This is a genomic window from Pseudomonas sp. TSRC2-2, from assembly GCF_049897785.1.
Lineage (GTDB): Bacteria > Pseudomonadota > Gammaproteobacteria > Pseudomonadales > Pseudomonadaceae > Aquipseudomonas.
Genome location: NZ_JAFCWZ010000007.1, coordinates 155,600 through 178,647 on the forward strand (window position 1 = coordinate 155,600; position 23,048 = coordinate 178,647).

18 protein-coding genes and 1 pseudogene are annotated in these 23,048 nt (G+C 60.1%); 9 read left to right on the forward strand and 10 right to left on the reverse strand.

The features are described 5' to 3' along the window. Nucleotides 1-160: 160 nt before the first annotated feature. The 3 genes from ACP7D9_RS15870 to ACP7D9_RS15880 form a co-directional block, all read right to left on the reverse strand. Complete coding sequence (locus ACP7D9_RS15870) at nt 161-2,509, reverse strand: FdhF/YdeP family oxidoreductase (protein WP_101156849.1); 2,349 nt, start codon at nt 2,507-2,509, stop codon at nt 161-163. Then, entirely contained in the window at nt 2,506-3,345 is an 840-nt protein-coding gene (fdhD, locus tag ACP7D9_RS15875; RefSeq protein ID WP_426158473.1) for a formate dehydrogenase accessory sulfurtransferase FdhD, read from the reverse strand. The genes ACP7D9_RS15870 and fdhD overlap by 4 nt, the downstream gene beginning before the upstream one ends. A 92-nt stretch (nt 3,346-3,437) precedes the next feature. Beyond that, nucleotides 3,438-4,325: a LysR family transcriptional regulator gene (locus ACP7D9_RS15880; protein ID WP_101156845.1), complete on the reverse strand. Its 888-nt coding sequence runs from the start codon at nt 4,323-4,325 to the stop codon at nt 3,438-3,440. A 137-nt stretch (nt 4,326-4,462) separates the two neighbouring features. Here ACP7D9_RS15880 and lysM point away from each other — a divergent pair, with 137 nt between their 5' ends. After that, nucleotides 4,463-4,903, forward strand: coding sequence for a peptidoglycan-binding protein LysM (lysM, locus tag ACP7D9_RS15885; protein WP_123585632.1), 441 nt, complete (start codon nt 4,463-4,465; stop codon nt 4,901-4,903). A gap of 57 nt (nt 4,904-4,960) precedes the next feature. Here lysM and yrfG read toward each other — a convergent pair whose 3' ends face one another. Continuing rightward, nucleotides 4,961-5,623, reverse strand: coding sequence for a GMP/IMP nucleotidase (gene yrfG / locus ACP7D9_RS15890; protein WP_071174081.1), 663 nt, complete (start codon nt 5,621-5,623; stop codon nt 4,961-4,963). An 88-nt stretch (nt 5,624-5,711) separates the two neighbouring features. On the opposite strand from yrfG, the gene nudE reads away from it, so the two are divergent. Next, complete coding sequence (nudE, locus tag ACP7D9_RS15895; protein WP_101156841.1) at nt 5,712-6,281, forward strand: ADP compounds hydrolase NudE; 570 nt, start codon at nt 5,712-5,714, stop codon at nt 6,279-6,281. Between the two features lie 7 nt (nt 6,282-6,288). Beyond that, nucleotides 6,289-7,116: a 3'(2'),5'-bisphosphate nucleotidase CysQ gene (cysQ, locus tag ACP7D9_RS15900; protein WP_426158476.1), complete on the forward strand. Its 828-nt coding sequence runs from the start codon at nt 6,289-6,291 to the stop codon at nt 7,114-7,116. Between the two features lie 11 nt (nt 7,117-7,127). Here the strand turns inward: cysQ and ACP7D9_RS15905 are convergent, their stop codons facing one another. The 5 genes from ACP7D9_RS15905 to ACP7D9_RS15925 form a co-directional block, all read right to left on the reverse strand. After that, entirely contained in the window at nt 7,128-7,583 is a 456-nt protein-coding gene (locus tag ACP7D9_RS15905) for a thioesterase domain-containing protein (protein ID WP_426158478.1), read from the reverse strand. Beyond that, complete coding sequence (locus tag ACP7D9_RS15910; protein WP_426158479.1) at nt 7,580-8,962, reverse strand: sigma-54-dependent transcriptional regulator; 1,383 nt, start codon at nt 8,960-8,962, stop codon at nt 7,580-7,582. The genes ACP7D9_RS15905 and ACP7D9_RS15910 overlap by 4 nt, the downstream gene beginning before the upstream one ends. Further along, a complete protein-coding gene (locus ACP7D9_RS15915; RefSeq protein ID WP_101156834.1) occupies nt 8,959-10,767 on the reverse strand; it encodes a sensor histidine kinase in 1,809 nt (602 codons plus the stop codon). The genes ACP7D9_RS15910 and ACP7D9_RS15915 overlap by 4 nt, the downstream gene beginning before the upstream one ends. 184 nt (nt 10,768-10,951) lie before the next feature. Further along, nucleotides 10,952-11,497, reverse strand: a complete 546-nt coding sequence (rfbC, locus tag ACP7D9_RS15920; protein ID WP_101156832.1) for a dTDP-4-dehydrorhamnose 3,5-epimerase — start codon at nt 11,495-11,497, stop codon at nt 10,952-10,954. A gap of 82 nt (nt 11,498-11,579) precedes the next feature. After that, entirely contained in the window at nt 11,580-12,104 is a 525-nt protein-coding gene (locus tag ACP7D9_RS15925) for a DUF3916 domain-containing protein (RefSeq protein WP_426158482.1), read from the reverse strand. 211 nt (nt 12,105-12,315) lie between these two features. On the opposite strand from ACP7D9_RS15925, the gene ACP7D9_RS15930 reads away from it, so the two are divergent. The 4 genes from ACP7D9_RS15930 (at nt 12,316) to ACP7D9_RS15945 (ending at nt 17,978) form a co-directional block, all read left to right on the forward strand. Beyond that, nucleotides 12,316-15,228 (forward strand): aminotransferase, encoded by a 2,913-nt coding sequence (locus ACP7D9_RS15930; protein WP_426158484.1) that lies wholly within the window; start codon nt 12,316-12,318, stop codon nt 15,226-15,228. A gap of 306 nt (nt 15,229-15,534) precedes the next feature. Continuing rightward, complete coding sequence (gene aguB / locus ACP7D9_RS15935) at nt 15,535-16,413, forward strand: N-carbamoylputrescine amidase (RefSeq protein WP_101156829.1); 879 nt, start codon at nt 15,535-15,537, stop codon at nt 16,411-16,413. Continuing rightward, a complete protein-coding gene (aguA, locus tag ACP7D9_RS15940) occupies nt 16,413-17,519 on the forward strand; it encodes an agmatine deiminase (protein WP_426158486.1) in 1,107 nt (368 codons plus the stop codon). Before aguB ends, aguA begins: the two co-directional genes overlap by 1 nt. 246 nt (nt 17,520-17,765) lie before the next feature. Then, the gene (locus ACP7D9_RS15945; protein ID WP_090288350.1) at nt 17,766-17,978 is read left to right on the forward strand and encodes a hypothetical protein; all 213 of its coding nucleotides are present in this window, start codon (nt 17,766-17,768) and stop codon (nt 17,976-17,978) included. Between the two features lie 124 nt (nt 17,979-18,102). Here ACP7D9_RS15945 and ACP7D9_RS15950 read toward each other — a convergent pair whose 3' ends face one another. Beyond that, on the reverse strand, nt 18,103-20,196 hold the full coding sequence (locus tag ACP7D9_RS15950; protein WP_426158488.1) for a TonB-dependent receptor: 2,094 nt from the start codon (nt 20,194-20,196) through the stop codon (nt 18,103-18,105). Nucleotides 20,197-20,708: 512 nt separating this feature from the next. Here ACP7D9_RS15950 and ACP7D9_RS15955 point away from each other — a divergent pair. Both ACP7D9_RS15955 and ACP7D9_RS15960 read left to right on the forward strand, forming a co-directional pair. Next, nucleotides 20,709-22,013 (forward strand): OprD family porin, encoded by a 1,305-nt coding sequence (locus ACP7D9_RS15955; protein ID WP_101156823.1) that lies wholly within the window; start codon nt 20,709-20,711, stop codon nt 22,011-22,013. A 229-nt stretch (nt 22,014-22,242) separates the two neighbouring features. Next, a pseudogene (locus tag ACP7D9_RS15960) lies at nt 22,243-22,987 on the forward strand (2OG-Fe dioxygenase family protein). Nucleotides 22,988-23,048 lie beyond the last annotated feature (61 nt).

Here is a 23,048-nt window from a genome sequence, read left to right on the forward strand (position 1 = left end):
TTTTCGCCGGTCTTTAACTACTTCGGACAGGCCGTTTTTATGCAAAAACGGCCTTTTTTGTGGGTGGTCGAAAAGTACAATCTCAAAGATCGCAGCCTTCGGCAGCTCCTACAGGAAACGGTGTAGGAGCTGCCGAAGGCTGCGATCTTTTGATCTTTATTTAAGCTGATTTGGCCATGATCAACCCGGTCTCACTCGCCGCTTCCAGCCGGATCGCAATGAACTTGGATGTCGGCGTGTGGCTGCCATCGCCCGTGCTCTCCAGTGGCACCAGCGGATTGACTTCCGGATAGTACGCCGCTGCCTGCCCGGCAGGAATGTCGAACGCCAACAAGGTAAAACCTTTCACCCGGCGTTCGCGACCGTCGTCCCAGATCGACACGATGTCGGCCTTCTGCCCCGGACGGAAGCCCAGACGAATGATGTCAGCCTCATTGGCAAACAGCACGTCGCGCTGGCCCTTCACGCCGCGATAACGGTCGTCGAGGCCATAAATCGTCGTGTTGTACTGATCGTGGGACCGCATTGATTGCAGGATCAGATCCGGCACCTGCCCGGTAGCACGGGTGCGCTCATGGACCAGATCTTTCGGCAACTGATTGGCGCGGAAATTGGCGCGGCCCGACGGCGTGTTCCATTTGCGGGCGCCAGCCGAGTTGCCCAGATAGAAGCCGCCCGGGTTTTTGATCTTGTCGTTGAAGTCTTTGAAACTTGGAATGGTGTCGGCGATCAGTTCGCGAATGCGCCCGTAATCGGCTACCAGCCAGTTCCAGTCCACCGGTTGGCTGCCCAGCGTCGCGGCAGCGATGCCGGCGATGATCGACGGTTCCGAGCGCATCTGGTTCGACAGCGGCTGCAACTGGCCGTTGGACGCGTGGACCATGCTGAACGAGTCTTCCACCGTCACCGCTTGCGGGCCTTCGGTCTGGATGTCGATGTCGGTACGGCCCAGGCACGGCAGGATCAGCGCGTCTTTGCCGTGAGCGAGGTGGCTGCGGTTGAGCTTGGTGCTGATCTGCACGGTCAGGTCGCAGTTGCGCAGCGCTTCGAAGGTGCGCGAGCTGTCCGGCGTGGCCTGGGCAAAGTTGCCGCCCAGCCCGATGAAGACCTTGGCACGACCTTCGGCCATCGCATGGATCGCCTCGACCACGTTGTGACCGTTATGACGCGGCACCTTGAACTGGAAGCGACGCTCGAGGGAGTCGAGGAACGCCACTGGCGGACGCTCGTTGATGCCCATGGTGCGGTCGCCCTGCACGTTGCTGTGACCGCGCACCGGGCACAGACCAGCGCCCGGCTTGCCGATGTTGCCGCGCAGGAGCATCAGGTTGGCGATTTCCTGAATGGTCGGCACCGAGTGGCGATGCTGGGTGATGCCCATCGCCCAGCACATGATCACGTTTTTGCCTTTGGCGTACATGCGCGCCGCTTGCTCGATCTCGATCAGCGTCAGGCCGGACTGCTCGACGATCTGCTCCCACGAGGTGTCGTCGACAGTGGCGAGATATTCCAGCACGTTGGCGCTGTGGGCATTGAGGAAATCATGGTCGAACACCGCTGGCTCACCAGCCTTTTGCGCATCGCGTTCCCATTGCAGGAGGAACTTGGCCATGCCGCGCAGCACCGCCATGTCACCGCCGAGCGCCGGGCGGAAGTACGCGGTGTTGGTCGGCTTGTCGCCGTTGGTGAGCATTTCGATCGGGTGCTGTGGATGCTGGAAACGCTCCAGGCCGCGCTCTTTCAGCGGGTTGATGCACACCACCTGGGCGCCGCGTTTCACCGCTTCACGCAACGGTTCGAGCATGCGCGGGTGGTTGGTGCCGGGGTTCTGGCCCCAGACGAAAATCGCATCGGCGTGTTCGAAGTCGTCGAAGGTCACCGTGCCTTTGCCGACACCGACGCTCTGCGCCAATGCCACGCCGCTGGCCTCGTGGCACATGTTCGAGCAGTCAGGGAAATTGTTGGTGCCGTAAGCCCGTACGAACAATTGATAGAGATACGCCGCTTCGTTGCTGGCGCGGCCCGAAGTGTAGAACTCGGCCTGATCCGGGCTAGGCAGATTGCGCAGGTGCTTGCCGATCAGGGCGAAAGCATCTTCCCAGCTGATTGGCTTGTAGCGATCGGTTTCAGCGTTGTAGACCATCGGCTCGGTCAGCCGGCCCTGATATTCCAGCCAGTAGTCGCTCTGCTCCAGCAACGCAGTGACGCTGTGTTTGGCGAAGAATTTCGCATCGACGCGACGCTTGGTCGCTTCCCAGTTCACCGCTTTGGCGCCGTTCTCGCAGAACTTGACCATGCCGCTCTCCGGCGAATCACCCCAGGCGCAACCCGGGCAGTCGAAGCCACCGTTCTGGTTGGTCTTGAGCATCATGCGCAGGTTCTTCAGGGCGTTGTCGCTGGTCAGCCACGCCTGAGCCACACTGATCAGGGCGCCCCAGCCGCCGGCGGCACCTTTGTAAGGCTTGTAGCGCGGGACAGGTTTCTGGTCGGCTTGATGATGTTGGCTCACGCTTGATTCTCCATCGCGGGGCTGTACACCCGCGGCGCACTTTTCTGCGGCAGGTGGATGAGATTGAGGTTGTGGCGCCGGGCCCATTGCACGGCCAGGCCGGTGGGTGCCGACAGGCTGACGAGGGTCTGGATGCCGGCACGCAAGACTTTCTGGATCAGTTCGAGGCTGCAACGGCTGGTGACAATCGCCAGCCCGCCCTCTGTGGATATCTTCTGGCGAATCAGTCCGCCGATCAGCTTGTCCAGCGCGTTATGGCGGCCGATGTCTTCGCGACCGAGCAATAATTCACCGCTGGCATTCATGAACACCGCCGCATGCACCGCGCCGCAGTGCTGGCCGAGCGGCTGGAACGCGCCGATGCGCTGGCGCAAACCGTCGAGCCATTCGATCGGTGGCAACGCTGCGCCCGGCAATACGTTGAGATCGGGCAAGGCCTGTTCGACCGCTTCGACGCCGCACAGTCCACAGCCGCTGGTGCCGGCCAACTGGCGCCGCTGTTGCTTGAGGTTCCAGAACGCACGGTTGGCGATGGTCACTTGCGCGTATTGCGCAGAGCCTGCGCCTGTCAGTTGCAGATCGTAGATATCGCTGGCGTCTTCGATGATGCCGCTGCCGAGGCTGAAACCGACGATGAAATCCTCAAGGTCCGTCGGCGTGACCAGCATCACTGCCTGGCTGATGCCGTTGTAGGCGATCGCCAACGCAACTTCCTCGGCCAGCGCGGTGCTGGCCGATGCCTCAAAAGGTAGATCGCTGTAGCTGTAGGTCTGGCTGGCGGCAGGCGCGGGCGTTTCAATTGCTGGCGCCGCGCAGGCTGGGCGCTTGGCGTTCATGGCATCACCGACGGTTTGATCTAGGTCAAGACTAGGCGCGGCAAGATGTCGCGTCTAATCGCTATTACCGATCTACCGATAGATGCCGTCGATCAAGCGTCTTTTGGCAATTTCTGATACAGCGCGAAACAGGCTTCTGCCAGCGCTGAGCGGGGGGCGCCACGGCGCATGATCAGGCCCAGCGGTGCGAGGGTATGAGCGTTCTCGATCGGTTGCAGACGCAGGTGATCGGCGAGGGTTTCCGCGCCGCCATCGAGCGGCATGATCGCGCAGCAAAAACCGCCGTGAACCGCTTGCAGCAGTTGATGCACGGCGTCGGTCTGCAGCAGCGGCTGCGGGGTCAGGCCGCGGCTGTGGAAGTTGTGGTCGATGGACTGGCGAAAATGCATGCCGCTGGTGAGCATGCACAGCGGCAGTTCGATCAGCGCTTCCCAGCTCAGGGGTTCTTCGCCGAAGTTGAACGAGCGCTCGTCGTAAAGCAGGCCCATGCGCGTCTCGTTGAAGGCCAGCGAATCGAAGCGCTCGTTGTCCAGGCGTTCAAGGTACGACACGCCGATGTCGATGCGATTGTTCGCCAAGTGTTCGAGCACCTGTTCGGAACTCAGCGACGACAGCTCGAAGCGCAGGTCCGGGTGCGCCGCATGCAGACGTTGCATCAGCGGCAACGGATCGAAACTCGACAGCGGCACCACACCCAGGCGCAGCGTACCGATCAGGTTGCCGCGACAGGCCGCCGCTTCCGCTTGCAAGCCGTCGTACGCCGCCAGCACCGTGCGCGCCCACGCCAGCACGCGCTCGCCCGGCGCGGTGAAGCCTTCGAAGCGCTGGCCGCGATTGACCAATGGCAGATCAAGTTCTTCTTCGAGGCTGCGCAGGCGCATCGACAAGGTCGGTTGAGTGATGTGGCAGCGCGCGGCGGCCTGGCCGAAATGGCGGGTTTCGTCGAGGGCGATGAGGAATTTCAGCTGCTTGATGTCCATCTTCGCTCCGGGCGGTTGGCGGGGTAGGGCGATTCTACCGCCTGCGGCGCGGCAGCGTCATTGGTCGGACTGGAACCGGGTTTGGCTGGGGTGGTCTAGGCTTGGGCGTCTGGAACCCAAATCAAGGAGTGTGCGCTATGAGTCTTTTGAGCTTTGTAAAAGAGGCCGGTGAGAAGCTGATCGATCTGTTGACCCCAGGCAATGCCAACGCCAGTGAGCAGTTGAAGGAACATATCAGCAAGGTCGGGCTGGGCAATCCCAACGTGCAGGCGACCGTGGATGGCGACAAGGTGACGGTGACCGGTGAAGTGGCGAGCCAGGAGGAAAAGGAAAAGATCCTGCTGGCCGTGGGCAATATTGCGGGCGTAGGCAGTGTCGATGATCAGATCACTGTGACCGGACCGGTCGTCGTGGCTGCCGAGTTTGTCGAGGTCAAGGCAGGTGACACGCTCAGTGCGATTTCACTGCGCGTCTATGGCAATGCCAACCAGTACCAGAAGATCTTCGACGCCAACAAGCCGATGCTCAAGGATGTGAACAAGATTTATCCAGGGCAAAAGCTGCGTATTCCAAAGTAACGCAGTCATGTAGGAGCTGCCGAAGGCTCGGGCCGCGATCGGCAGCTCCTGCAGGAATCACAGTCCGGCGATGAGATCGCGGTAGTCCTCGACTGCGGCAAATTCTGCGGTGTCCTTCGGCCCTTTGCGGCTGTCCGGTTCTTTCACCGCGAGCAGATGCGCCACGCCAAAATCCCGTGCACTGCGCAGGATTGGCAAGGTGTCGTCGATAAAAAGGCTGCGCGCCGGATCAAAACCGATGTCGGCCTGAAGGGCATCCCAGAACTGCGGGTTCTCCTTGGGATAACCATAGTCATGCGAGCTGATCAGCCGCTCGAAGTACGGTGCCAGTTCGATCCGTTCCAGTTTCAACGACAGCGAATCGCGGTGCGCATTGGTGATCATGATCACCCGTTTGCCGGCACGCTTGATCGCGTCGAGAAAAGTATCGGCATCCGCGCGCAGAGCGATCAAGTGCGCGGTTTCCTGTTTCAATTCGCGCACCGAAAGCTTCAGCTCCGCGCTCCAGAAATCCAGGCAATACCATTGCAACTGGCCGGCGTGGCGTTCGAACAACGGCTGCAACTCCAGTTCGGCCATGGCCCGGCTGATACCGTGCAGTTCGGCGTAGCGCTGGGGCAGGTGCTCGAGCCAGAAATGATTGTCGAAGTGCAGATCCAGCAGCGTGCCGTCCATATCGAGCAGAACGGTATCAATGTCGGACCACGGTAAAGATGGCATGGCAACGTCTCGAACGGTGAAAGGATATCCGACGCAAACAATCGGGAAAGCCGCGTTATAGTAGCGCGTTCACGCCAAGGAGCTTTGCATGCGCCAGAAACCCACCGTACTCGCCCGCGAGATCGTCGCTACCAGTCGCCTGTTTCGCGTCGAAGAACTCAAGCTGCGATTTTCCAATGGCGTGGAGCGCACCTACGAGCGTTTGGTCGGCAAAGGTGCTGGCTACGGCGCGGTGATGATTGTCGCCATGCTCGACGCTGAACATGCGGTGCTGATCGAGGAATATTGCGGCGGCACTGACGAATACGAACTGTCTTTGCCCAAAGGCCTGATCGAGCCGGGCGAAGACGTGCTGGCGGCAGCCGAGCGGGAGCTCAAGGAAGAGGCCGGTTATGGCGCGCGCCAACTGGAACATCTGACCGAGCTGTCGCTGTCGCCCGGCTACATGAGCCAGAAGATCCAGGTGGTGCTGGCCACCGATCTCTACGAAGAACGGCTGGAAGGCGATGAGCCGGAGCCGATGCGGGTCGACAAGGTCAACCTGCGCGAACTGTCGACGCTGGCGCTCAACCCGCAATTTACCGAAGGCCGCGCGTTGGCGGCGCTGTATTTGGTCCGTGACCTGCTGAGCCAGCGCGGGATATTCAGCTATGAGTGAGACGTCGATGAATTATCCCCATCCGTTGATGGCACCGGTAATTGAGCTGGCTCTGCAGGCTGGCGAGGCGATTCTGCCGTTCTGGCGTGTCGGCGTTGAAGTCACGGCAAAGCCCGATGATTCGCCGGTGACGGCCGCCGACCTGGCTGCGCATCACCTTATCGTTGCCGGGCTGGCGGCGCTTGATCCGAGCATTCCGGTGTTGTCGGAAGAGGACGCCAATATCCCGCAGAGCGTGCGCGCCGGTTGGCAGCGCTGGTGGCTGGTGGATCCGCTGGACGGCACCAAGGAGTTCATCAGCGGTAGCGAGGAATTCACCGTCAACATCGCACTGATCGAAAACGGCCAAGTGGTGTTTGGCGTGGTGACGATGCCGACCAGCGGTCGTTTTTACGTCGGTGGCGCCGGGCTCGGTGCATGGCGTGGCGACAAGGGCGCAACGCCGGTGCCGATTCAGGTACGCGATGTGCCAGCGCCGGGCGAGGCGTTTACCGTGGTGGCCAGCCGTCGACATTCCAGTCCCGAGCAAGAGCGTTTGCTGGCCGGTTTGAGCGCCAGTCTCGGTGAGCTGCAACTGGCCAATATCGGCAGTTCATTGAAATTTTGTCTGCTCGCCGAAGGTGCTGCCGACTGCTATCCGCGTCTGGCGCCGACTTCGCAGTGGGACACGGCGGCAGCTCAAGGTGTGCTGGAAGGGGCGGGAGGCGAGGTGCTGGATCTGAACGGTGAAGCGTTTTGTTACCCAGCGCGGGAATCGCTGTTGAACGGGTTTTTTCTGGCATTGCCGGCGAAGGCTGCGTGGCGTGCGCAATTGTTGGAGTTGGCACGCTCCTGAGATCTTTTGCTTCAGCGGTGCAAAACGTACTGCCCGGTAAATCTCACCGCATCGTCTGCACTTCCCACATTCAGGATCCGGGTATCCAGCGTCAACCGCGCTCGCCCATAACGCCGGTACATCGCCAGAAACTTCTTCCATATTGCCGCATCAGGCGCCGGGCAAATCGCCACGGCGTCTCCGGTCACCGGCAGCGGATAACTGATCTGCCCTTCCTGAATGACGATGTGTCCGTCGCCAATTCCTTCTTCCTTCAAACGCAAATGCAACCAGCCCCAACCGGCCAGCACCGCGCCGCAGTACAGGCTGCCGCCAAACATGGTGCTCTTGTGGTTGATGTTGGGTGCGAGCGGCAGGTGCAGGCTTAATTGTTGCTCGCGCCACTCGAGCACCTCGAGACCCATCTCGGCAGTGAGCGGAATGTCGTGGTGCAGCACCGTTTGCAGGTATGCGCTTTCGCTGCTCATTCGCTCTCTTCCCCATGGCTGCTGTCGCCGAAATTCAGGCCATGTTTGCGCAATTTGTCGTGCAGGGTTTTGCGCGGAATGCCCAGGGCTTCGGCGAGGCTGCGCACCGAGCTGTGCGAGCGCGCCAGTTCGGCGGCGATCAGCGATTTCTCGAAATTTTCCACCTGCTCGCTGAGGCCGCCGCTGACTAGTTCGACAGGCGTGCCGCCGCTGCCATCAGCACTATTATCCAATGCCAGCTCCAGTCCCAGCGCAAACCGCTCGGCGGCATTTTGCAGCTCACGCACATTGCCCGGCCAGGTGTGACGCAGCAGCAGAGCGCGTTGTGCCGGTTGCAATGGGTGGGGCGGCAAACCGTGGCGAGCACTGGCTTCGTCGGCGTAATGCTGGAACAGCACCAAGGCGTCTTCGCCTCGTTCGCGCAGCGGCGGGATGCGCAACGGCGCGACGTTGAGACGGTAATACAGGTCGGCGCGGAAGCGGCCCTGGTCGGCGGCCTGACGCAGGTCTTCCTTGGTCGCGGCAATGACGCGAATGTCCAGCGGGATCAGTTGGTTGCCGCCCAGGCGTTCGACGACACGCTCCTGCAACATGCGCAGCAATTTCACTTGCACGTCCATGCTCATGCTTTCGATTTCGTCGAGAAACAGCGTGCCGCCGTTGGCAAATTCGAATTTGCCGATGCGACGTTTCTGCGCTCCGGTGAAGGCGCCGGGTTCGTGGCCGAACAGCTCGCTTTCCACCACCGATTCCGCCAGCGCGCCAGCGTTGATCGCCACGAACGGGCCGTTGCGCCGGCTCGACAAGTCATGCAATGCACGGGCTACGACTTCTTTGCCAGCACCGGTTTCGCCGAGGATCAGCACGTCAGCCTTGGTCGCTGCCAGCGCACCGATCTGCTCGCGCAGGCGCAGCATCGGCGTCGAATGGCCGACCAGTCGCGCGCTCAGTTCGTTGCGATCGCTCAGGGCCAGACGCAGGCTGCGGTTGTCCAGCACCAGTCGCCTTAGCGAGAGGGCACGGCGGACGCTGTCGAGCAGGGCATCGCTGGCAAACGGTTTTTCCAGAAAATCGTAAGCGCCGGCGCGCATCGCTTGCACCGCCAAGGGCACGTCGCCATGGCCGGTGATCAGCAGCACCGGCAACTCGGGATCCTGCGCGTGCAGTTCACTGAGCAGTTCGAGGCCGTCCATACCCGGCATGCGAATGTCGCTGACCACCACACCCGGCCAGTCACGCTCAAGTTGCGCAGCCAGGCCCTTGGCTTCGGACAGCGGCAGGATTTTCAGGCCGGCCAGGTCCAGGGTCTGGCCGAGGGCCTGGCGCAAGTGCGGATCGTCGTCGATCAACACTACCTGGATGCGATTGTCGATGGTCATGCACTTCGATCCTCGGACGGTTGCAGGCTGACCCCGGGCGCGCCGGCGCGCAGGCGCAGGGTGATCAGGGCGCCGCCTTGCTTATGGTTGGCGAACGACAACTCACCGCCGAAAGCGCGCATCAGCGTTTCGCAAATGGCCAGCCCCAGACCCAGGCCTTGCGTGCGAGTCTTGGTGGTGTAAAAGGGCTCGCTGGCGCGGCCAAGGGCTTCCATGCAGAACCCGGGGCCGTTGTCGCGAATGTACAGATTGACGCCGTCGGCGGTGGCTTCGGCACTCAGCCACAATTTGCGCGGCGGGCCTTTTTCAGTCAGGGCATCGAGAGCGTTGGCGAGCAGGTTACCGAGAACCTGGCGCAAGCGGGTTTCGCCGGCCTCGACCCACAGCGTCGCGGCGGGCAGGTCGCGGATCAGTTCGACTTCCATGCTGCGCCGACGTTTGGCCAGCAAGGCCAGCGCATCGTCCAGCGCCGGTTGCAGGGCGACGCTCTCCGGGGCGTGGCGGTCTCGACGGGCGAAGGCGCGCAGGTGGGCGATGATCGAGGCCATGCGCCCGGTCAGTTCGCTGATCAACTTGAGGTTGCCGCGCGCGTCGTCGGTGCGCTGATGATCGAGCAGCACTTCGGCGTTTTCCGCGTAGCTGCGGATCGCCGCCAGCGGCTGATTGAGTTCGTGGCTGATGCTTGCCGACATCGTCCCCAGTGCCGACAGTTTGCCGGCCTGAACCAGATCATCCTGCGCGCGAACCAATTCCTGTTGCGCGGTTTCGCGTTCCAGCACTTCCTGCTTCAGGCGTCGGTTGAGGCCTTCAAGATCGCTGGTGCGCTCGGCAACCCGGCCTTCGAGCTCACGTCGCGCCTTGGCCTCGAAGGCGATGCGCTCCAGATAATGGCGACGGCGCTGCATCATCAGACCCAGCAGCAGCATCACCACCAGCAGCGTCGCCCCGCCAATCGCGACGACGGTGCGCACCGGGCGGTCGATCAGCGTGCGCGGCGCGAGGATGCTGACGCTCCAGCCGGTTTCGGCGATATCGTGGGTCTGGATCAGCCAGGCGTCGGGGCTGAGGTTCAGCGGCCGCGGCTCGCGCGTCGGGTACGGCTGGATCGCAGTGATCGCCGAGCGCTCTGTATCGCTCAACTCGCGGGTCGAGCGGAAACGCCATTCGGGGCGCGAGGTGAGGATGACCACGCCGTTATGGTCGGTCACCAGCAGTTGTTCCGGGGTTTTGCCCCACAGGCTTTCGGTGTGGTCGAGGTCGACCTTGATCACCAGCACGCCGATGATCTTCTCGCCGTTGCGCACCGCGGCGGCGAAGAAGTAGCCGCGTTTGGCGGACGTCGTGCCGAGGCCGAAGAAGCGCCCGAGGCGCCCGGCCATGGCTTCGCTGAAATACGGGCGAAAGGCGAAATTGCGGCCGACGAAACTGTCACGTTTGTCCCAGTTCGACGCCGCCAGCGTCTGGCCAGAGGTGTCCATCAGGTACATGACTTCTGCGCCAGTCTGCGCGGCGATGTTTTTCAGCAGGCGGTTGGCGTTGCCTTGGGTGACGCCGTCATCCGGCGCGCCGAGGACTGCGCGCAGGGCCGGCAAGTCGCCGAGAATCTGCGGCAACACTTCATAGCGATGCAGGGTGCCGAGCAGGTTGGCGACGTAAAGATCGAGGGTCTGGCGATTCTGCCCGGCGAGTTCGCTGCGGTAATAGCGCTCGGCGAGGTGTTCCAGCGGCCACAGCAGCGGCGCCAGGCACAGGGCCAACAGCGCGAGGCTGCGCCAGCGGGGTCTGCGAGGGAGAGATGCTTTCATGAGCCGGTAGCGCCTGTAGGGACAGGCGCATTATGCCTTTGCTCTGTACGAAAACTGCCTGCGCATCGATCATGCTGCGTTAAAAACAGGCTCGGAATGCTCATTTAGGTACCTGGACTCCGCTTCCTCGCCTGTTTTTGCCTTGCCTGATCACCGCTCGGCGAGTTTTCGTACAGACCTGGCCTCAGGCGAAGACGTCAGCGTCCTTGAGCAGCGCGGCTGCCTGGTCCTTGGCCGACAGCTTCGGCGCTTCGTCCAGTTGCCAGTCGATGCCCAGCGCCGGGTCGTCCCAACGAATGCTGCGTTCGGAGGTCGGGTCGTAATAGTTGGTGGTCTTGTAGAGGAATTCAGCAAAATCACTCAGCACCACGAAACCGTGAGCGAAACCTTCCGGCACCCACAGCTGACGATGGTTTTCCGCCGACAGGCGCACCGCCACCGATTTGCCGAAATGCGGCGAGCTGCGACGGATGTCCACCGCCACATCAAGCACTTCACCCACGGTCACGCGAACCAGTTTGCCCTGGGTGTTCTGCAACTGGTAATGCAGGCCACGCAGCACGCCTTTTTGCGAGCGCGAATGGTTGTCCTGGACAAATTGCGTATCGAGACCGGTGGCGTCCTGAAACGCCTTGGCATTGAAACTCTCGTAGAAAAAACCGCGCTCGTCGCCGAACACCTTGGGTTCGATGATCAGAACACCGGGCAGCTCGGTGGTGATGACATTCATGAGGATTTCCATTGATGAGTGTGAATGGCCGACATTCTTGCGCAAAGTGCTGCAGGGCGCGAGTGCGGACTGCGCCGCAGCCTCAATCGACCTCACCAAAAAACCAGTGTTCCTCTTCGCAAGTCTGGCCATCCCAGCCTTCTACTTCGTAGCGCAAGCCTCGTTCGCCCATCCCCTGTGGCAAAACGAGCCCCCAGTCTTGCGCCAGGCTCTTACCGGTTTCGATGTATTCGCTGTCGCGGGCAGGGATATGACTGCGGTGGTATTGCAGATCCGTATAGATACAGATTTCGCTGGAAAACATGCCGGGAACACAAACGGCTGCGACCACCCTGCAGTCAAGTGCATGCTCCGGCCGAGCCAGGCGAAGATGCTGCGCCGCGTCGATCAAGTGCTGAGCACATTGTCTTTTCAGATCGGTTGTCGCCTGTTTTCCTTCGACCATCGCCATGTGGATCGGAATTTTCCAGTTCCAGTATTTATCCTCGAGAGTCAGGCCGGCCGGAAAGCATCCCTCGAAATCAGCGGACCACGCGGCCAGAGCTCGCATGCGGCGAGGGATGTTACGGACTTTTTTGTTCGTGAGGGCGAGGCGACGATGGGACATGACGTGAGCTTGCATCCGTGCTGTGAAATTCGGGGCGCAGGTTGCCCAGAGCTGCGCTGAAACACAATCTGAAAGTCTTGTAGGAAAGTTTGCCTGGAAGGCTTTTGCGATCACATTTCCATTTTCGTTTAACCGTCAACGTCCTGAGGGGTTGCGCAACCGCTAAGGCAATGGCGATATAAGCGCCTAATAAAATTTCAGGGGTCGTTTCATGCCGCTCGCCACGTTGATACATCGCGCCAGTTTGCCCGGTCCGCAGGTTTCAGAGGCGCAGGCGCTGCAATGGCTGGCCGAATATTACGGAATTGGCGGCACGTTGCAGGCGCTCGGCAGCCAGCAGGATCTGAATTACCGCGTCGACAGCGCAAATGGGCGCTTCGTGTTGAAAGTCTGTCGTGGCGATTACGCGCTTGTGGAGCTGCAAGCCCAGCACGCCGGGCTCAAGTATCTGGCCGAGCACTCGCCGATCAAGGTGCCTCGCGTGATTGCTGCCAATAACGGTGAAGACCTGTTGTCGCTGCAAGCCAATGGCGAAGCGGTTCATGTGCGGTTGCTGGAGTACATCGACGGGCAGCCGTTGACCGATTTCGATCATCTTGGCCAGGACGTGGTCGCCGGGTTTGGCCGGCTCTGTGGCGAGATGGATCTGGCCCTGGCAGGTTTCGATCACCCGGGCCTTGAGCGCACCTTGCAATGGGATGCGCGTCACGCCGATGCTTTGATCAGTCATCTGTTGCCAGTGATCAGCGACGAGCCGCAGCGTGCGGCGATCAGCGCTGCTGCCGAACAGGCCCGGCACCGCTTGCGGCCGTTGCTGGACAAGCTGCCGGTGCAGACGATCCACATGGATATCACCGATGACAACGTCGTTTGGGCCCGCGATGCTCAGCGGCATTGGCAGCTGCAGGGTGTGATCGATTTCGGTGATCTGGTGCGCACCTGGCGCATCACTGATCTGTCGGTGACCTGTGCGGCTTTGCTGCACCACGCCGATGGCGATCCGTTTGTCATCCTGCCGGCGGTCCAGGCTTATCACGCGGTCAATCCGTTGCAGTACGCTGAGCTGCAAGCGCTGTGGCCATTGATCGTGGCGCGGGCGGCGGTGCTGGTGCTCAGTGGCGAGCAGCAGGTGAGCATCGATCCCACCAATACCTACAGCCGCGACAACCTCAGCCATGAGTGGGAAATTTTCCGCGTCGCGACCTCGGTGCCCCTGGCGCTGATGGAAGCGGCCATTCTGGCGGCCCTCGACCAGCCCCTGCCGAGTGGCGAAAACATTCAATTTGCGCCGCTGCTGCCCGGCCTGGTCGGGCGCGAATTTGCGCTGATCGATCTGGGCGTGTTGAGCCCGCACTTCGAGGCTGGCAACTGGGAGCAGGAGGGCATCGATCAACGCTTGCTGACAGAAGCGGCAGCGGTGCATGGGCTGGCGGCGACGCGTTATGGCCAGTACCGCTTGTCACGCACCCGGCCGGACAGCGCGACTGAGCCGGACACGTTCCCGTTACATGTCGAATTGCGTGTGCCCATCGGGGCCGAAGTGCAAGCACCGTTCGCCGGCGTTCTGAATCAAACGTCGGACGGTGCGCTGCAACTCGATGGCCCGCAGTTCAGCGTCCGCCTGTGGGGCGTGACGCCGATTCCTGGCCATGGCGCAGCACTGAAGAAAGGCCAGAAACTCGGTGCGGTCACGGCGCCGCTGCTCGTGCAGTTGTGCCGGGAAGCGGAGCTCGACGCGCCGCTGTTCTGCACGCCGACCCGCGCATCAGCCTGGCGGACTTTGTGCCCATCACCGGCGACCTTGCTCGGGCTGGCCTGCGATGCCGAGCCTGAGCTGGACGCGAAAACCCTGCTCGAACGCCGCGACGCCAGTTTCGCCCGCACGCAAAAACACTATTACGTCGACCCGCCACGTATTGAGCGCGGCTGGCGCAATCACCTTATCGACATGCAGGGCCGTTCGTATCTGGACATGCTCAACAACGTCGCGGTGCTCGGCCACGGTCATCCGCGGATGGCGGCGGTCGCGGCGCGGCAGTGGTCGTTGCTCAATACCAACTCGCGCTTCAACTACGCAGCAGTCGCCGAGTTTTCAGAGCGCTTGCTCAAGCTCGCACCGCCGGGCATGGATCGCGTGTTCCTGGTCAACAGCGGCAGCGAGGCCAATGATCTGGCGATTCGTCTGGCCTGGGCCTTCAGCGGCGGGCGCGACATGATCAGTGTGCTTGAGGCGTATCACGGCTGGACAGTCGGCGCTGATGCGGTTTCGACCTCGATTGCCGACAACCCGAAAGCCCTGGAAAGTCGCCCGGAATGGGTGCATCCAGTGACCGCACCGAACACTTATCGCGGCGAATTCCGTGGCCCGGATTCGGCGCCGGATTACGTGCGCAGCGTCGAACATCATCTGCAGAAACTGGCTGAGCAGAAGCGCCAACTGGCCGGTTTCATCTGCGAGCCGGTCTACGGCAATGCGGGGGGTATTTCTCTACCGCCGGGCTATTTGCAGCAGGTGTATGAACGAGTCCGCGCGCAAGGCGGGGTGTGCATCGCTGACGAAGTGCAGGTCGGTTACGGGCGCATGGGCCATTTTTTCTGGGGCTTCGAAGAGCAGGGCGTAGTGCCGGACATCATCACCATGGCCAAAGGCATGGGTAACGGCCAGCCACTTGGCGCGGTGATCACTCGCCGGGAAATAGCCGAGGCGCTGGAGGCCGAGGGTTATTTCTTCTCATCGGCGGGCGGCAGTCCAGTCAGTTGCCAGATCGGCATGGCGGTGCTGGATGTGATGGAGGAAGAAAAACTCTGGGAGAACGCCCAGGTGGTCGGCGGCCACTTCAAGGCGCGGCTCCAAGCATTGATCGATAAACATCCGCTGGTGGGTGCGGTGCACGGCTCCGGGTTTTATCTGGGCCTGGAGCTGATCCGCGATCGGCAGACGCTGGAGCCGGCAACCGCCGAGACCGCGTTGCTGTGTGATCGTCTGCGCGAGTTGGGGATTTTCATGCAGCCGACCGGCGATGACTTGAACATCCTCAAGATCAAGCCGCCAATGGTGACGTCGCGCCAGAGTGTGGATTTCTTTGTCGATATGCTGGATCGGGTGCTTGCTGAAGGCCTGTAAGCACCGCACATCCTCCTGTGGGAGCGGGCTTGCTCGCGAAAGCGGTATTTCAGTCACCCTCTCTAGTGACTGAAATACCGCTTTCGCGAGCAAGCCCGCTCCCACGTTTGTTTTGGACGATAAATTCGATTTGTATCGGTATTTTCTGGGTTTATTTAGATAGAAGGCGTTTCAGTCGCTTTTAAAGCCGATATTTATCGGTTATAAAGTCGCCATTGCTCCGGGGTGGCGATCGCTTGTCCGGTGCGCGCGTTTTCTTTTCGGTCGAATTCTTTGACCGTCAAAGCACTAGCCCGGAGATGATTCATGAGCCGTATCGTTACCGTCGCCGCCACGCAGATGGCCTGTTCGTGGGATCTTGAAGCCAACCTCGAAACCGCTGAAAGGCTGGTCCGCGAAGCTGCCGCCAAAGGCGCGCAGATCATCCTGATTCAGGAGCTGTTCGAGGCGCCGTACTTTTGCCAGAAACCGAATCCGGATTACTTGCAACTGGCGACGACGGTTGAAGAGAACGTCGCCATCAAGCATTTCCAGACAATCGCCAGAGAGTTGCAAGTAGTGCTGCCGATCAGCTTCTACGAATTGGCCGGCCGGGCACGCTTCAACAGCATCGCGATCATCGACGCCGACGGGAGTAATCTGGGGATTTATCGCAAGAGCCACATCCCCGACGGCCCGGGTTATCACGAGAAGTATTACTTCAACCCGGGCGACACCGGTTTCAAGGTATGGAACACCCGTTACGCAAAAATCGGCGTGGGCATATGCTGGGATCAGTGGTTCCCGGAAGCTGCACGCAGCATGGCGCTGCAGGGTGCGGAAATCCTCTTCTATCCGACTGCCATCGGCAGCGAGCCACACGACAAGACCATCTCATCGCGCGATCATTGGCAGCGTGTGCAGCAGGGCCATGCCGGTGCCAACCTGATGCCGCTGATTGCCAGCAACCGCATCGGCAACGAAGAGCAGGACGGCTACGACATCACCTTCTACGGCTCGTCGTTCATCGCCAACCAGTTCGGCGAAAAAGTGCAGGAGCTGAATAAAACCGAAGAAGGTATTCTTGTGCACACGTTCAACCTCGACGAGCTGGAACATATTCGCAGCGCGTGGGGTTCATTCCGCGACCGCCGGCCAAATCTGTACGGCGCGTTGAAAACCCTCGACGGTTCCCTGGAGTCCTGATGACCACATTGAAAAGTACCCCACGCGCCGACGGCTTCTTCATGCCGGCCGAGTGGGCGCCACAGACCCAGACCTGGATGATCTGGCCCGAGCGCCCGGACAACTGGCGCCTGGGCGGCAAACCGGCGCAGGCCGCACACGCCGCGGTGGCCAAAGCTATCGCCCGCTTCGAGCCGGTGACCGTTGCGGTCTCCGCTGGCCAATACGAAAACGCCCGCGCGCGCCTCGATGTGCCGAATATCCGCGTGGTGGAAATGTCCAGCGACGACGCTTGGGTGCGTGACAGCGGTCCGACCTTCGTCATCAACAACCGTGGCGAAGTGCGCGGCGTGAACTGGGATTTCAACGCCTGGGGTGGTTTCGATGGCGGCCTGTATGCGCCGTGGAACCGTGATTCGCAAGTCGGCGGCAAGATCCTCGAAATCGAGCGCAGCCCGCGCTACCGCACTGAAGGTTTCGTGCTCGAAGGCGGTTCGATTCATGTCGATGGCGAAGGCACGCTGATCACCACCGAAGAATGCCTGCTCAACCGCAATCGCAACCCGCACCTGAGCCGCGAAGAAATCGAAGCGGTGCTCAGCGACAACCTGGCCGTGGAGAAGATCATCTGGTTGCCGGATGGCTTGTTCAACGATGAAACCGACGGCCATGTGGATAACTTCTGCTGCTACGTGCGCCCGGGCGAAGTTTTGCTGGCGTGGACCGACGATCCGCAGGATCCGAACTACCCGCGCTGCCAGGCTGCAATGAACGTGCTGCAAAGCAGCACCGACGCCAAGGGTCGCCCGTTCACGGTGCACAAGATGCCGATACCGGGGCCGCTGTATGCGACCGAAGAAGAATGCGCCGGGGTTGACGCGGTGGACGGTTCGCAGGAGCGCAATCCTTCCGTGCGTCTGGCGGGTTCCTACGTGAACTTTCTGATCGTCAACGGCGGCATCATCGCGCCGAGCTTCGATGACCCAATGGACGCGCCGGCCAGGGAAATTCTGCAGAAGCTGTTCCCGCAGCACGAAGTGGTAATGGTGCCGGGGCGCGAACTGTTACTGGGCGGCGGCAATATTCACTGCCTTACCCAACAACAACCGGCGCCGCACAAAGAGTGAGGTCAGACGTAACAGCCTGAGCTGGCAGATAAAAAAGCCTGACGTTTGTTAACGTACCGGTCAGGAACACCAAGCCCGCAGCCCGAAAGGACTGCGGGCTTTTTTTGCCTCCACTGGTCGTCCCGGTAAAAACCTTGGCATACCTCTTGTATTGCTTCTGTTGCACTAGGGAGGGAGAGGAACTTCAACAGTTCTGTCATGAATCTTGGATAACGTAGCCGCTCACGAACGGGAGAGAGCGCTGAAATGAACGCCGAAGTGAACGTAATCAGCGAGCGGACTTTGCATCCCATGGCCGTCAACGGCGAAACGCTCCAGCGTGTGGCGCACTGGTTGAAATCCAATGGAACGCGTCAGATCAGAGAACCTGATCCGCGCCGGATGATGATCGAGCGCTATCCCGCTGACCTGTTCAGCGAGGCCGAACTGGATGCGTTGTGGGCTGTGATGGAAGGATAGGAAGAACAACAGGGATTGGAAAAAGCGCTGCCGGGAGGGCGGCGCTTTTTTATGCACGACACAAATACCATCGCGAACATTGAATCTGTGGAGCAAGCCCCCTCCCACCAGATGTTATGTGCAATCAGAAACTGTAGGTGCCGGTCATCACGACACTGCGTGGCGCACCCGGTTGGATCTGATACTGGCTGGTCGCTGAGGCGTAATACTCGCGATCAGCAATGTTGTTCAACGCCGCACGCAGATCCCAGTCCTTCATCCGGTAACCGACCAGCGCATCCCAGCGACCATATCCTGGCAATACCACGGTGTTGGCATTGTCGGCATAACGCTGGCCAACGAGGGTCAGGCCGGTCTCGCCGTACCAGCCCATTTCCGGTTTCCAGGTCAGGAACAGACTGGCGTTGCGCTTGGCGACGTTGTTGATGCGCTTGCCTTCCAGGCCGTTGTTGTCCTTCTCGATGGTTGCGTCCTGCACGCCGACGCCACCGCGCACGTACCAGTTGCCGACGAGGTTGCCGGTGGCGGTCAATTCGATACCGCGTGAGCGTTGCAGACCGGACATTACCGTCAGGGTCGGGTCGTTCGGATCGGCAGTGCGGCGGTTGTAGAGCTCAAGATCGTAAACGGCCAGGGTGGTACTCAAACGGTCATCGAGCCAATCGCTCTTCACGCCGATTTCTTTCTGCTTGGTCAGTTCGGGGCTGAGGTCGTTGGTATTACCGGCCGCGCCCGGTGTGATGCCAATCAAGCCGCCGCCCACCGGCGAGAAAGTCTTCGACCACGAAGCGTAGAACGAGTGATTCTGCAGCGGCGTCCAGACCAGACCGACGCGTGGGCTGGTGCTGTGGCTGTCGCGATCCTCAGAGAAATTGCGCAGTTTGTTGGTCGATTCGATAGCGAAGGTGTCGTAGCGCAAACCACCGAGCAGTTGCCATTGGTCGTTCAAGCGCAGTTGATCCTGCACGTACACCGCGCGGCTCTCCACTTCGGTATGGCTGCTGCTGGCCACCTGCATGCTGCCGGTGTGGCGAAGATCGCGGTTGGGGCTGTACAGATCGAGCGACGGAACGGGTTGCGCACCGGGCGTTCGGCCGGTGGCGGCGTTATACAACGTCGGATCGCGGCGTTGACTGCCGATCTCGACGCCGGTCAACAGGCGATGCTCGAGGCCGAAAGTATCGAAGCCACCTTCCAGTTCGAGGTTGTTGTAGACGTTGCGGGTGGTCAGGTCCTGCTGCCAGTGCTGACGCGTGACCTTGTTGGTCGCTGGCGTGTAGCCGGTGAGGTAGGTGTTGTCGAAATCGCTGTCGAGCTTGAATACGCCCAGTGTCTGGCGCAGTTGCCAGCTGTCGTTGAGCTCAAAAGTGAGTTTCGAACGCAGCGATTGCGCCTTGTCGTCGATGAAGTCGTGATCGTTGCCATACGTGGTATCACGACCTACGTCCGCCGGCCGGCCGTTGACGCCGGGTATGCCGCGATCCGGCGTGCGGTTGTAGCGGCTGTATTCGTACTGCACCAGCCAGTTCAGATCGGGGGTCAATTGCCAGCTCATCGAGGGTGCGAACAATTGGCGATTGCCGCTGACGCCATCGCGGAAGCTGTTTTCGTCCATGTTGCCCATGTTCAGGCGCAGGCTGATGTTTTCGCTCGGGTCGGTGCTGAGGTCGGCGTAAAGACTGCGCAAATCTTCGCTGCCGCCCTGGGCCTCGATCGTCGAGCGGCGGCCGAACTCGGGCATTTTGCTCACGCGGTTGACGATCCCGCCTTGGCTGCCGCGGCCGTACAGCACTGCGGCCGGGCCTTTGAGCACTTCGACGCGCTCGACATTGTGCAGGTCGCGCTTGTATTGGCTGTCGTCGCGGATGCCGTCCAGATAAAAGTCGTTGCTGGCATCGAAGCCACGGATGCGCAGGCTGTCGAAGCGGGTGTCGGCGCTGCTGCTGACGTTGGGCATGCCGCTCAATGCGTCGCCAATATCATTGGTGCCGTAGTTGGCGACGTTCGAAGTCTTGATCGAATCGATCGCCTGCGGCACATAACGCACCGGCGTGGCGGTGCGCGTCGCGGTGTTACTGAGCCTTACTCGCGGGTCATCCGCCTGCGCTTCGGCGTTGATCGCAGTAGCGGGTAATTCGGTTGCAGCGAAGGCAAAACCGCTGGACAGCAAAGCACAAAGCCCAAGGGTCAAGGGCGTGAGACAGAACGGGGCAGGCATTTAACAGCGCATCCGAGAGGGTGGGAGAATTCGATCGCGCGGATGGTAATGCTTTGCATTTGCTTCCGTTAATTATTCCTTATTACTTCACTTGGTTGATTGTTTCAACTTATGTCTGCTTTGATCCAACTTTGTCAGATTCACAGGTCGGCCGGGTTCGGAAGAAAATTGTAATACATCCCCTTTTCCAGTCAGGCGTAGGTACGCAACGTCTGTCACGCAGCGGATTCACTGGCTCCACGCATTTAACAGCAAGCCGCCAGCGCAAAATTTCCATTTCTTAGACGATTTCTGCTTGTTTCTAGACGATTCTTGAAATTGACACACTGTTCAGGGCGCGGCTACGATTCGGCCCAACGCCTGTGGCTAACCGCCATGAATCAAAACAAGGAGCAGGCCCGCCATGAATCATCGGTGGCGGGTCTTTTTGTTTCGGGGTGAATACAAGAGTGCAAAAGCGCCGTTTCAGCCGTTCGACACAGCGCGTTTCAACCCGTGATAAGGAAAACAAAATGTTGAACAAGCGAATCAGTCTGATCGCACTGGGGATGTTGAGTGCTACACAGGCCATGGCAAACGACCAGGCCGAATCCAAGGGCTTCGTTGAAGACAGCAGCCTGAAAGTGCTGCTGCGCAACGCCTACATCAATCGTGATTACAAAGACGGAAACAAGGACAAGGCCGAATGGGGCCAAGCGGCCATCGGTACGTTCTCGTCGGGCTTCACCCAAGGCACTGTCGGTGTCGGTGTGGACGCTTTCGGTCTGTACGCCTTGCGTCTGGACGGCGGCAAGGGCCGCAGCGGCGCTGGCGGTATCGATTTCTTCAGGCAGGAAAATGACGGTCGCGCGAACCACGACATCGCCAAGGGCGGCGCCGCGGTCAAATTCCGTTTCTCCAACACCGTGCTGACCTACGGCGACCAGATGCCGGCCCTGCCGGTGCTGAGCTACGACAACGTGCGTCTGCTGCCGGAAAGTTACACCGGGACTCTGGTCACTTCCCGTGAGATCGAAGGTCTGGAATTGAACGCCGGTCGTTTCACCGCCGAGTCGCGCAAGAGCGATGAAGGCCGTGACAGCGGCGGTCTGAAGTCGATCAACGTGTTGGGCGGCAGCTATCAGTTCACCGAAAACTTCAAAGGCGCTCTGTATGCGTCCGACGTCGAAGACGTCCTGAAGAAACAATACGTGAATGCCAACTACGTCATCCCGTTCAACAAGGATCAGTCGCTGACCCTGGACTTCAACGGCTATCGCACCAAACTCGACAGCTCGTACGTGCGAGAAAACACCGTGCCGGGCGAAAGCATCGTCACCGGTCGCGACAACAAGATCTGGAGCCTGGCAGCCACGTTCGCCACCGGCCCGCACTCGTTCACCGTGGCGCATCAGCGTTCCACTGGCGACAGCAACCTCGGTTACGCCTATGGCGGTTACCAGAAAGATCAGGGTCGTGTCGGCGACGGTGGTAACTCCATCTACCTGGCCAACTCCTACTGGTCCGACTTCAACGCCGAAGACGAACGCAGCTGGCAACTGGGCTACGGCCTGGACTTCGGTTCGTTTGGCGTTCCGGGTCTGAGCTACAACTTTGCTTACGTACGTGGCGACAACATCACCACCTCCACCAGCGAAGGCGGCACCGAGCGCGAAATCTTCAACCAGTTCAAGTACGTCGTGCAAAGTGGCCCGGCCAAAGACCTGAGCGTGAAGCTGCGCAGCTCGATCCTGCGCGTGTCGCAGAAATCCAGTGAATACAACGTCAGCGGTAACGAGGTGCGTGTATTCGTGGACTACCCGATCAACATCTTCTGATGATCGATCCGCTGTAAGAGAAGTGAGAAAACCCCGATTCGCTCGGGGTTTTTTTTCGACGTTTTTTCGACGGAAACCGGAAAAACCAGTGTTTTTGTCATGTGAAAGTTGTTTTTAAAGCGCTGCAGATTTCGTTTCAAGCAGTGTTTCAAATGCCTGAAATTCTTTCTCATGGACGCCATTTCTCCACCTAATAGATTAGGGCGTTCAACGCAGCGGAGAATTGGTAATGATCGTTTTGAACAGAGAAGTGGGCGAATCGCTACGGCGCGACAAATTTGTCAACGTCCAGGGTGGTGACTTCAATCTCTACGGTCATTTTGCCGACTTCGTCAGACTGACCAAAAGTTGGGAAAACATGGAGCCTGACAGTTACTACGGTCAGGCCGAAGCCGGCATGCGCTACCGTCGTTACAGTGACTTTGAATACAACCCGAAAACCCGCGGACTCACCCAGCTTGAGCATCGCCCCTATGTGCAATCGAAAGAGAACAATGCCTATGTCGGCGGCGTGGTGCGCCACTTCCAGGACTTTTCCGAGGAAGTGATTACTTCGCCGGTGATGCGCAGCCTGATCGACACTGATTTCGAAGTGTACAAAAGCGTGCTGCCGGAAGAGTTGCACGATGAAATCTGGCAGTGCCAGATTCATCAGATCCGCATCGAGATCAAACCTGGCAAACAGCTGGAAATCACCCCGGAAGGCATTCACTGCGATGGCTATCCGTTCAGCGGTGTGCACTTCTGGGGGCGCAATAATGTCGAGGGTGCGGAGAGTCGCTTACGACGTCCATCAGCAGCAACTGGCAGCGACCACTTACGAGGAAATTCTCGATACCACTTACTTCCTCGATCGCGACATGCGCCATTACGTGACTCCGGCGCGCAACACCCACACTCATGCCATGGCGTACCGGCAGATTCTGGCGATTTCCTTCTCGCGGCCCGGGACCGCTTTCGACATTGTTCGCTAATCAGATCACCCCAATCGACGGCGTCGAGTGCTCAACGCCCGTGGTATTGCGCCGCGCTACC